Raw genomic sequence first — 11806 nt, 5'->3', positions numbered from 1 at the left:
ACGCCGCATCGTCGCCGGCAGCCAGGCCGCCAGGCCCCGGGCCCACCAGTCCAGAAAACGGCCCGCACCCGGCCATAGCCGGGCCCTGATCGGCCCAAGGCGGTCTCGCAGTCCTGTCATCGCGGTGAAACTCCCTCCTCCCAGCGCAACACGGTGTAGGCCATGCCCGGCACGGCGCTCCCCCCTGCCCGGATCACCGCGCGCACCACCGTTTCGCGGCCATCCGTCAGCCGCGCGCGACTGTCGATACTATACGTTCCGCTCCGGCTGCCCACGAGCGACAAGCCGTCGGGGGTGGTGCCCACCGGCAGGCCGGTCACCGGGTCGAGCTGGCGGCGCTGTTCGATGATCGCTTCGCCGTCCATGCCCATCGCGGTCAATACCTGTGATGAAGCAAACGCAGCCTCCGGCCGGGCGAGGCCGCTGAAAACCGTGACGTGAGGCTCAATTCGCGCATAAATCTCCGGCGTGAAGCCCAGTACCTGCTCAAGCTCCGCGACGCTTTCGAACTCGCCGTCCTTGGCCCCGTAGGGACGCCCGGCGGAGGCATAGTCCGGATCCTCCGCGCCGCCGGCGACCTGGGTCAGGATGTCCAGGTCCCGCCAGTCGATGATCGCCGAGGCAAGCCGCGCGGCCTCCTGCGGGTCGCTGCCCAGCGCCTGCAGCAGGCGGGTGAGCAGGCCGGCATCGGCCTGGTTGAGGTCGACCTTGCCGTTCTCGTCGACGATCTTCACCTCGATCTCGGCGCCGCCGTATTGCCAGGCATGGCCCTGGCCATCGGGTCGCCACTGGCGCCTGGGGTCGTTGAGATCGACCCGGGTCATCGCGTACTCGATGCCGGCGCGCGCCGCGTTCTCGGCGACCAGCCCGCTGACCAGCACGCGGCCCTGCATCGCCTCGACCTTCGCCGCCAGGGCGAAGCCGCCCACCAGGGCGGTGAGCAGCGTGATCAGCCACAGCACCAGCAGCAGCGCAGCACCGCGCGCGCGGGTTGCAAGCGGATGCGGATGCCGGCCCGGCATCACAGCCCACCCACGAATGCGCCGCCGGCCAGGTTGCCGGCCTGCGGCAGCGCCACCACCAGGGTCGGCCAGGGACGGCCGTTGGCGTCGACCAGGCTGACCTCGACCAGGAGCGGCAACTGCTCGCTGGTCTCCCAGCGATCCAGCCAGGGCGTCAGTTCGCCGTTGCCGTCCAGCGCGCGGTAGCGGAACCGGGCGTCGGCCAGTTCGCCGACCAGCAGTTCCGGCGGTCGCGGCTGCAGGTCCTCGTAGGCCTGCCCGGCCTGCACCACCTGCAGGTCCAGCACCACGCGCTTGTCCTCGCCATTGCCTTCGATGCTGAAGGCATGCAGGTACGGGCCACCCTGCCCCAGGTAATCCGGCAGGTCGGCCACGAAGGCCATGCGGTCGGGCTGGCCGACGAAGCGCATCGGCAGGGTGGTCTGTTCGTCCACGCCGAAGGCCACCGGACGCGCGGCGGCGATGCGCTTGCGCAGGAAGCCCAGCACCGCGCGCTCGCGCTCCCCGCGCTGTGCCATCGCCTCGCCGCGGTCCACGGTACGGGTGGCCGCGGTCAGTGTCGCGAATGCCAGCGCCAGGCCGGCGGCGAGCAGCACGGTCGCCAGCAGGACCTCGATCAGGGTGAAGCCCCCGGCACGTCGATGCGCGACGCGGCTCACGGCACGTCCTCCAGCCCGCCCTGCACCAGGCGCAGGGTGCGCAGCCGCAGGTGCTCGCCAGAACCGCCCTCGCCCCACTCCACCGCCAGCGCGATCTCGTAGAGGCGGTTGCCGGTGTTGTTCGATGGCGGCGCATCGGGCGGCACGTCCGGGTCCTCCCAGGGGGTGATTTCCATGGTCCAGCGGTAGCGACCGTCTTCGAAGTCACCGTCGTCGCGGCCCGCGCGGATCGGCGCGGCGATGCCCATCTGGTCGATCAGCGATTGCGCATGCAGGGCCGCCCGGCCCGCATCGCCCGACCAGCGCACCTGCCGCGTCGCCCCCGAGAGGGTGCCCAGCAGGAGCCCCAGCGCCAGCGCCAGCAGGGCGAAGGCGACGATGACCTCGATCAGCGTGTAGCCGCCCTGCCGGTGCGGGGGACGACGCAGCGCGCGGCTCATGGCCCGACCTCGGCGCGCCGCATGCGGATCTCGCCGGTCAGCCAGGCGATGTCGATGTGCCAGGCCGCGTTGTCGACGCTGAGGGCCACCCGGCCGCCGGTCGCCGCGCCGTCCTTGAAGAACATCACCGCGCCGAGCCCGTCGGCGGGCTGGGCCTGGCGCGCGCCGGTGAAATGGATCGCGACGTCCTCGGGGATCTCGCCATGGCGGCCGTTCGGCGCTTCCCAGGTGTGGGCGCGCGGATCGATCACGAAGCGCTGCGCCTCGCCGGTCGCCAGCGCCTGGGCGCGCGTGTAGCGCAACTGGGCGGCCACTTCCTTGGCCGCCGATCGCAGTTGCATGCCCTTGATGCCGCCGGTGAGCACCGCCGCGGCCAGCAGGCTGGCGATCGCGAACAGGGCGACCACCAGCAGCATCTCGATCAGCGAAACGCCATGCTGGCGGGCCGCCGACGCCGGGCGGGCCCGGGAGTGGCAGGCCATGCGCATCAGGGTGCGATCGGTCGCGTCGCTTATTCGTAGCGCACGTCGCCGTCGACGCTGGTGCCACCGGCCTTGCCGTCCTTGCCCAGGATCACCAGGTCGAAGGGGCCGCTCTCGCCGGGGGTGCGGTATTCGACGGGGTGGCCCCACGGATCGTTGAGTTCCTGCGCCTTTGCGTAGGGCCCGAGCCAGCCGGGGGCATTGCCCGGATCGGTGACCAGCTCGTCCAGGCTGCCGGGGAGGCGCCCGGTGTCCATCTGGAAGGACTCCACCTTCTGCGCCAGCGTGGTGACCTGCGACTTGGCCAGGTTGGCCTTGGCGCGGTCCGCGCCGCCCAGTACGCGGCTGCCGACGAAGGTCAGCACCGCACCGATCAGCACGATGACGATGATGATCTCGATCAGGCTCATGCCGGCCTGTCGGGCCGGGGACGGGGAACGGGTCAGTGAACGTCGATGGGTCATGGCAGGCATCCTCGTGTTGTTCGTAAGTCGTTCGAAGTGAAGCGGTCTATCAATGCGTCGATGGCGGTGGGCAGGCGTCAAGGACGGAATGGAACGTCCCTCGATGTGTACCGCACTTGGCCGCTTGCCGCCGCCCCCGTCCGTCCGTCGCGTGACGCGCGTTCAGATTGTCGTAACGCATCCGGGCGCGATCACCCGATGGCATTGGTGAGGTCGTACAGCGGTGTCAGCACCGCCAGCACCACCATCCCGACGACGCCCGCCAGGACCACGGTCACCAGCGGCACCAGCGCGGCGAGCATGCGGTCCAGCGCCAGCGAGGTCTGGTGCTCGAAGGTTTCGGCGGTCTTGACCAGCATGGTGTCGAGTGCGCCCGACTCCTCGCCGACCTGGATCATCTGCAGCGCCAGCCGGGGAAAGCGCTTGCCCTTGGAGAGCGCCACCGACAGCGACACGCCGTTCTTGACGTCGGCGGCGGCCTTCTCGACGTCGTCGGCCAGCACGCGGTTGTTCATCACGTTGCGACCGATGCCCAGCGCGGCCATCAGCGGCACGCCGTTGCGCACCAGGGTGCCGAGGGTGCGTGCCAGTCGCGCGGTCTCGACCTTGGCCACCAGCGAGCCGGCGAAGCGCCGGCGCAGCAGCCAACCGTCCAGGGCCTCGCGGAACACCGGGTCGCGGCGCTTGCGGTCGAACCACCACAGCGCCAGCGCGGGCACCACCAGCAGCACGATCCACCAGTCGCGCACGAAGAGGCCGACGCCCAGCACGACCTGGGTGAACAGGGGCAGCTCGGCGTCGAGGTTCTCGTACATCTGCGCGAACTGCGGCACGACGTAGCCGAGCAGGAACAGCAGGCTCAGTCCGACCATCACCAGCAGGATCGCGGGATAGATCAGCGCGTTGACGACGCGGCCCTGCAGCGCGCGGCTGCGCTCGAGGTAATCGGCCAGGCGCGCGAGGGTCTCCTGCATGCTGCCGCCGGCCTCGCCGGCGCGCACCATGTTGATGTACAGGCGCGAGAAGGTCCCGTGCTGGCGCTCGAGCGCCGTCGACAGCGAGGTGCCGCCGCGCACCGCGTCGCGCACGTCGGTGAGCGTACGCTTGGCGGCCTCGTCCTCGGGCAGCTCCAGCAGAATGCTCAGTGCGCGGTCCAGGGGCTGGCCGGCACCCAGCAGCGTGGACAACTGCTGGGTGAACTGGACAAGGCGCTCGCCGGAGAAGCTCCGGGGCTTGAGCAGGCCCTTGAGCAGGGAGCCGCCGCCGCCCTCGCTGGCCGGTCGCGCCTCCACCGGCAGGTGGCCCTGCTCCTGCAAACGCAGCGCGACCTCGTCGCGACTGGCGGCTTCCATCTGGCCCTCCAGCATCTCGCCGCGCGCGTTGAGTGCCTTGTAGGAGAACAGGGCCATCAGCGGCAGCGCCGGAAACCGGGCATCGGGAACCGGGACGAACACGAACGCCTGGCATGAACGTCAGGGCGGGGGCCGCCGATGTCGCGTTTCCCTTTCGCCATGGCCGGGCCGTACTCACGCATCTTCGGTCACCCGCAACACTTCCTCGATCGTCGTCTCGCCCGCCAGGGCCTTGGCGATGCCGTCCTCGTACATGGTGCGCATGCCCGCCTCGCGGGCGATCTGTTCCAGCTCGCCCATGCCCGCATGACGCATCACCGCGCGCCGCAGGGCGTCGTTCATGACCAGGAATTCCATGATGGTGGTGCGGCCCGAGTAGCCGGTCGGCGACACCGCCGAAGGTCGGGGCCGGTACAGGTGGATGTCGCCCTCGGGCTGGTAGCGCCGCAGGTCGAACTTCTCGATCTCCTCGACGCTGGCCAGGTACTTCTCGGCATGCCGCTGCTCCAGGCGCCGCACCAGGCGCTGGGCGAGGATGCCGTTGATCGTGGACGTGAGCAGGTAATCCTCCACGCCCATGTCGAGCAGGCGGGTGATGCCGCCGGCGGCGTTGTTGGTGTGCAGGGTCGAGAGCACCAGGTGGCCGGTCAGCGCCGACTGGATCGCGATGCGGCAGGTCTCCAGGTCGCGCATCTCGCCGATCATGATGATGTCAGGGTCCTGGCGGACGATCGAGCGCAGGGCCTGGGCGAAGTCCAGCCCGATCTGCGGCTTGGCCTGGATCTGGTTGATCCCTTCGATCTGGTATTCGACGGGGTCCTCGACGGTGATGATCTTGACGTCGGGCGTGTTGAGCTTGCTCAGCGCGGTATAGAGCGTGGTGGTCTTGCCCGAACCGGTGGGGCCGGTCACCAGCAGGATTCCGTGAGGCTGGTCGAGCACCTTCTGGAACTGCGGCAGGAAGTGGTCGGTGAAGCCCAGCTTCTTGAAGTCGAACACCACCGTCTCGCGGTCGAGCAGGCGCATGACGACGCTCTCGCCATGCGCGGTGGGCACGGTGCTCACGCGCAGGTCGAGTTCCTTGCCCTGCACGCGCAGCATGATCCGGCCGTCCTGCGGCAGGCGGCGCTCGGCGATGTTCAGCTTGGCCATGATCTTGATGCGGCTGATCACCGCGGCGGTGAGGTTGGGCGGCGGGCTTTCGCCCTCCTGCAGCACGCCGTCGACGCGATAGCGCACCTTCAGGCGGTTCTCGAAGGGTTCGATATGGATGTCGGAGGCGCGCAGTTCGACGGCGCGCTGGATCACCAGGTTGACCAGCCGGATCACCGGCGCCTCGGACGCGAGGTCGCGCAGGTGCTCGACATCGTCCAGGTCGCCGCTGCCCTCGCCTTCGGCGGTCTCGACGATCGCACCCATCGCGCTGCGGCCCTGGCCATACCAGCGTTCGATGAGGGCATCGATCTCCGAGCGCAGGCCCACCTTGAGGATCAGCGGCCGCTGCAGCGCCAGGCGCACCGCATCCACGCAATAGGCATCGTGCGGGTCGGCCATCAGCAACTCCACCGCATGCGCGGTGACGTTGCGCGGGCAGACATGGAACTGCTTCATGAACTTCACGCTGAGCGCGACGTCCTCCGGCGGCAGGTCCGGGGCGTCCTTGGCCGCCACCAGCGACAGGCCGGTGACCGCGGACACGGTCTCGGCGTGGTCGCGCTCGGAGACCAGGCCCAGGCGGCCCAGCAGGGACAACAGGCTGCCGCCGGTCTCCTCCTGCAGGCGGCGCGCACGCACGAGGTCGGCGTCCTTCAGGCGCCCCTTCTGCACCAGGGCCTCGACGATGCGCTCGTCGACGCTGGCGGCCACCGTGGCGGTGGCGCCGTCGCCGCCTGCCGGGTTGCCGGATGTCGCGGTATCCATACCTTCGGGGTCTGCCTCTTCGCTGGGTGCGTTCACGCTTCTCTCCAAGGACCGCGCCGCACAAGGCGCGCGCGGCCCGCAGGGCCATCCGGACACGCATGCCACGCCGCCGGACGGGACCTGACTCTATCAGGAGAGAACGGATAATCCGGCCGCCGCCGGTCGCAGCAGACCGCGATACGCATCACAAATTGGCCACTCAAACACCGCCTCCCGCGAGACTTTACTTTCCTTCCGCGCCTTTAGCGGGAACCGAGCTCGATGCGTCGTCCAGTTGACTACCCCCTCGGGAGCCAGAGACTAGTGGACGAGCGTGGATTCTTCTTCAGGAAACGATCCTTGAAGAATGGATATGCGTTCGAAAGACGCCACATGACAAGGAGATCAGGATAGTGTCTAAAGCAAGAAGCTATTTCGTGGCTGTAGGTGTCACCCTGTTGGCATTCTCCGCTTCCGCGGAAGAATCGGTAACCGTGAACGGCTTGGTACACACGTGCACGAACAGTTGTAGCGTCACGATAACGAACGGGCGCTATGGCGTCAGGGACTGCTGCGGGGGACGGGTAAAGATCAGTTATCCGCCTCCTCCGGAGGTTCCCACCCAGCCCGAGTGAAGCAGTTGGACCCACCCCCCATCGCGGGCGGGTGGGTTCTTGAACCCCTGACGGCCTGGAGTTATCGAGAATGCCTCGACATGGACTCGGCGCGCTGGCGCTAGCATTCATTGTTGCAACGATTGTTCCTTCGTGCTCTGAAGTCGAGAAGCATGGGAACGGCACGTTGGCTGAAAACGCACATCAGAACGACGCGGGGGAACCCGGAGCGGGTATGTCGCGCAGTGTCGGACTCGCCGATCAGACTCCGCCGCCCACTTTCTCCGGCTCCAGCAGCGCTGACTTCGACGCATCGGGGAGCAGACCCGTCGAACACCCCTACCTGAACGCGGAATCAGGACTGCTAGTAGGAGATAGCATTTCTGTCGAATCGGCCGGGGCAACGCTGCAAACGGATCGGTTCGACGATGTCATGGAAGCGATGGTCCGCGACACGAGCAGGGACACAGACGCACAGGACGTGACCTGGCTATATCGAAACGCAGTTGATCGCGCGCTCACTTCGGAGTTGTCCGTGAGCGATTTTGCGTGTGGACTGAGCCTTTGCATGGGTGCACTACGCACCCGGAACCCCGATGCGTACGCCCGCTGGTATGAATTGTTCTCCGGAAGCTCTAAGGCACCCACCTACAGCTTTCTTGAATCACAAAGGAACCTGGGTGGCGAGGAGGTCGAGTTCCGGTTCATATTCTCGACCGACCCCTCGGCAGACAGTGTGTCATCTCCGGCGCAATAGTCAGCCGACGAACACCCGCGCGTTGCGGAACATCCGCAGCCAGGGCGAATCGACGCCCCAGTCGCGCGGCGCCCAGCTGAGGTTGGCGCTCAGCAGGGTCCGCTCGGGGTGCGGCATCATGATCGTGACGCGGCCGTCGTCGCTGCTCAGGCCGGTGATGCCGGCGGGCGACCCGTTGGGGTTGAGCGGGTAGCGATGGGCCACCTCGCCATTGCCGTCGACGAAGCGCAGCGCCACCGGCACCGCCGCGGGATCGAGCGCGTCGCCGAAGGCGGCACGCCCCTCGCCGTGGGCGACCACGACCGGCAGCCGGGAACCGGCCATGCCGCGCAGCAGGACCGACGGTGACTCCAGGACCTCGACCTGGGCCAGGCGCGCTTCGTACTGCTCGCTGGCGTTGCGCAGGAACTCCGGCCAGTGACCGGCCCCGGGAATGATCGGCTTGAGCTGGCTGAGCATCTGGCAGCCGTTGCACACGCCCAGGGCGAATGTCTCCTGGCGCGCGAAGAAGGCGGCGAACGCATCGCGAAGGGCGGGCCGCTCCAGGACCGACGTCGCCCAGCCGCGGCCGGCGCCGAGCACGTCGCCGTAGCTGAAGCCACCGCAGGCGGCCAGGCCGGTGAAGTCGTCGAGCGTGAAGCGGCCACCGATCAGGTCGCTCATGTGGACGTCGAAGGCCTGGAAACCCGCGCGGTCGAAGGCGCGCGCCATTTCCACCTGGCCGTTGACGCCCTGCTCGCGCAGGATGGCCACCCGCGGCCGCGCGCCGGTGTTGACGAAGGGCGCGGCGACGTCCTCGGCCGGATCGAAGGCAAGCTTGGGCTTCAGCCCCGGCGCGGCGAACTGGCGCGCCTCGTCACGCTCCTGGTCGGCGCACTCGGGGTTGTCGCGCAGTCGCTGCATGGCGTGGGTGGTCGACCACCAGGCGTCGAACAGCTCGTCCCAGCGCCATTCGGCCAGGGTGTCGCCGTCCTCGTACACGCGCACCACCGGCGCCGTGGTCGGGCGCGCGATGCGTTGCGCACAATCGATCAGGCCGTGTCGCGCGACCAGGTCGGCGAACGCCGCGCGGTCCTCGCTGGCGATCTGGACCACCGCCCCCAGCTCTTCGTTGAAGAGCGTGCGGAAGGCATCGTCGCCCCAGCCGTCGAGGTTGATGTCCAGGCCCAGCCGCGAGCAGAACGCCATCTCGCACAGGGTTGCGAAGGCGCCGCCATCGGAGCGGTCGTGGTAGGCCTTGAGCAGGCCGGCCTCGCGCGCTTCGCGGATCAGTTCGAAGAAGTCGCGCAAACGCTGCGGATTGTCCAGGTCGGGCACGCCCGCGTTGCGGCGGCCGTCCTCGGACGGCTGCCCGGCGAAGGCCGGCAAGTCCTCGCCATGCGGGCCCGCGAGGGTGGCATCGGGATGGCATTGCGCCAGGACCGAGCCGCCCAGGCGCTGCTTGCCGGCACCCAGGCCGATCAGCCACAGCTCCGACTCCTCCTCGCGATCCATGACGGGCGTCAGCTGCGCGCGCACGTCGAGCACCGGCGCGAACGCGCTGACGATCAGCGAGACCGGGGAGACGCTCTTATGGTTGGTGATTCGTGATTCGGGATTCGCAGGCACCGCGCCAGCGCCCTGCCCGCCAATCACTGCTTGCGAATCACCCATCACGTCCCATTGGGCCTGCATCGACAACGAGTCCTTGCCGACGGGGATGCTCAGTTCGAGTTCGGGGCACAGTTCCATGCCGACCGCGCGCACCGCGTCGAACAGGCGGGCATCCTCGCCGTCGTGGGAGGCCGCGGCCATCCAGTTGGCCGAGAGCTTGATGCGGTTGAGCGCTTCCACCGGTGCCGCGCAGAGGTTGGTGATCGCTTCGCCGACCGCCATGCGCGCCGCCGCCGGGGCATCGAGCAGCGCCAGCGGCGTGCGCTCGCCGATCGACATCGCCTCGCCAACGTGGCTGTCGAAGCCGGCCAGGGTGATCGCGCAGTCGGCCAGCGGCAGCTGCCAGGGGCCGACCATCTGGTCGCGCGCGGTCAGGCCGCCGACGGTGCGGTCGCCGATGGTGACCAGGAAGTTCTTCGAGGCCACCGTGGGGTGGGACAGGATGCGCAGCGCCGCCTCGCGCAGGTCCAGGCCGCTCCAGTCCAGCGACGGCCAAGGCGCGTCGGCCGGCCGGGTGGTGTCGCGGTGCATCTTCGGCGCCTTGCCGAACAGCACGTCCATCGGCAGGTCGATCGCCCAGTCGCGGCCGGCTTCGCCGGCGTTATCGACCGTGGCGCCATGGCCCACCACCAGGCGCTCTTCCGCGGTCGCATGGCCGACGACCGCGAAGGGACAGCGCTCGCGCTCGCAGATCGCCGCGAACTCGGCCACGCGGTCGGCCGGCAGGCCCAGCACATACCGCTCCTGCGATTCGTTGCACCACAGCTGCATCGGGCTCAGCGAGGGGTCGTCGCTGGGCACCTTGTCGAGGTCGATGACGCCGCCGACGCTGGAGTCGTGCAGCAGCTCGGGGATCGCGTTGGACAGGCCGCCGGCGCCGACGTCGTGCGCGCTCGAGATCGGATTGGCCTCGCCCAGGGCGACGCAGCGGTCGATCACTTCCTGGCAGCGGCGCTCCATTTCCGGGTTGTCGCGCTGCACGCTGGCGAAATCCAGGTCTTCGGAACTGGTGCCGGAGGCGACCGAACTGGCGGCGCCGCCGCCCAGGCCGATCAGCATCGCCGGACCGCCCAGCACGATCACCGCGTGGCCCGGGGCCAGGCCGTGCTTCTCGACCTGGACGCGGTCGATCGCGCCGAGCCCGCCGGCCAGCATGATCGGCTTGTCGTAGGCGCGCGTCAGCGCGGTGCCGTCGACCTGGCCTTCGTCGAGCTCGAAGCTGCGGAAGTAGCCGGCGAGGTTCGGGCGTCCGAACTCGTTGTTGAACGCAGCCGCGCCGATCGGGCCCTCGAGCATGATGTCCAGGGCCGGCGCCATGCGCGGGTTCAGCGCGCGCGGGCGCTCCCAGGGCTGCGGCAGGGTGGGGATGCGAAGGTGCGAGACGCTGAAGCCGCACAGGCCCGCCTTGGGCTTGCCGCCGCGCCCGGTCGCGCCCTCGTCGCGGATCTCGCCGCCGTTGCCGGTGCTCGCGCCGGGGAACGGGGCGATCGCGGTCGGGTGGTTATGGGTCTCGACCTTGATGCAGAAGGCCGACTCTGCCTCGGGCTCGGTGACGTAGCCGCCCGTGGCCGGATCCGGACGGAAACGGGCGCTCATGTAGCCGGCCACCACCGCCGCGTTGTCGCTGTAGGCCGACAGGGTGTGCTCGGGGGTGTGGGCGTGGGTGTTCTTGATCATCCGGAACAGCGACGCGGGGCCGCCATTGGACGACATCTCGCGACCGTCGATGGTCCACGAGGCGTTGAAGATCTTGTGCCGGCAGTGCTCGGAATTGGCCTGCGCGAACATCATCAGCTCGACGTCCGAGGGCTCGCGGTCGAGGACGCCGTAGCGCTCGCGCAGGTAGGCGATCTCGTCGTCGGCCAGCGCCAGGCCCAGGCGCGCGTTGGCCGCGTCCATGGTGGCCAGGTGGATCCGCTCCAGCTCGCCCCGGCCGGGCGCGGTGAACAGCGCCTCGCCGGCCTCGCGCGTCTCCAGCAGCGACTGGGTCATCGGATCGTACAGCGCCCGCGCCACCGCGGCGCGGGTGTCCGCGTCCACGGGCCAGCCGGCCAGGTCGTAACGCAGGCCGCGTTCCACGCGCTGGACCGGCAGCTCGGCGCCGTGAAGCAGTTCGGTGGCCTTGCTGGACCAAGGCGAGAGCGTGCCCAGGCGCGGCGTCACGAAGCGCGCCGTCGCGCCTTCGGCCAGCGGCTGGGCCTGGCGACCGGCCTGGAGGATGCGGCAGAGCGTGTCGAGGTCGGGATCGGCACCGGCCTCGGGCTGGACCCAGTAGACCGGCCACGCGCCCAGCAGGCGGAGTTCGGGATGGACGGCCTGGAGGCGGGCTTGGAGGCGTTCGCGGCGGAACGAGGACAGGGCCTGGGGGCCCTCGAGGACGATCATGTCCGGGGAACCGTGCTGCGTCGGGGCGCAGATTGTACCCAAGCCCCCGCCTCCGCGCCGAGCGGGGGGCTGAACGGCC

At 69.2% G+C, this 11806-nt stretch carries 8 protein-coding genes; all 8 read right to left on the bottom strand.

The genetic code is table 11. The features are described from left to right. Positions 1-116 precede the first annotated feature (116 nt). Positions 117-1022, bottom strand: a complete 906-nt coding sequence (locus FKV25_RS14630; RefSeq protein ID WP_141519528.1) for a type II secretion system minor pseudopilin — start codon at positions 1020-1022, stop codon at positions 117-119. Next, entirely contained in the window at positions 1022-1681 is a 660-nt protein-coding gene (locus tag FKV25_RS14625; protein ID WP_141519527.1) for a prepilin-type N-terminal cleavage/methylation domain-containing protein, read from the bottom strand. The genes FKV25_RS14630 and FKV25_RS14625 overlap by 1 nt, the downstream gene beginning before the upstream one ends. Beyond that, complete coding sequence (gene xpsI, locus FKV25_RS14620) at positions 1678-2121, bottom strand: type II secretion system protein XpsI (protein WP_141519526.1); 444 nt, start codon at positions 2119-2121, stop codon at positions 1678-1680. Before xpsI ends, FKV25_RS14625 begins: the two co-directional genes overlap by 4 nt. Beyond that, entirely contained in the window at positions 2118-2609 is a 492-nt protein-coding gene (gene xpsH, locus FKV25_RS14615; protein ID WP_141519525.1) for a type II secretion system protein XpsH, read from the bottom strand. The genes xpsI and xpsH overlap by 4 nt, the downstream gene beginning before the upstream one ends. A gap of 23 nt (positions 2610-2632) precedes the next feature. After that, positions 2633-3067, bottom strand: coding sequence for a type II secretion system major pseudopilin GspG (gene gspG / locus FKV25_RS14610; RefSeq protein ID WP_141519524.1), 435 nt, complete (start codon positions 3065-3067; stop codon positions 2633-2635). Positions 3068-3258: 191 nt separating this feature from the next. Beyond that, entirely contained in the window at positions 3259-4476 is a 1218-nt protein-coding gene (gene xpsF / locus FKV25_RS14605) for a type II secretion system protein XpsF (protein ID WP_141519555.1), read from the bottom strand. Positions 4477-4593: 117 nt separating this feature from the next. Then, the gene (gene gspE / locus FKV25_RS14600; RefSeq protein ID WP_425462640.1) at positions 4594-6285 is read right to left on the bottom strand and encodes a type II secretion system ATPase GspE; all 1692 of its coding nucleotides are present in this window, start codon (positions 6283-6285) and stop codon (positions 4594-4596) included. Positions 6286-7689: 1404 nt separating this feature from the next. Then, positions 7690-11727 (bottom strand): phosphoribosylformylglycinamidine synthase, encoded by a 4038-nt coding sequence (gene purL, locus FKV25_RS14595; protein WP_141519523.1) that lies wholly within the window; start codon positions 11725-11727, stop codon positions 7690-7692. Positions 11728-11806: the final 79 nt, after the last annotated feature.

Source organism: Marilutibacter aestuarii (assembly GCF_006546775.1).
In the GTDB taxonomy this organism is placed as follows: domain Bacteria; phylum Pseudomonadota; class Gammaproteobacteria; order Xanthomonadales; family Xanthomonadaceae; genus Marilutibacter; species Marilutibacter aestuarii.
Note: the sequence above shows the minus strand (reverse complement) of the source record. Positions and strands in the feature narration are given on the sequence as shown.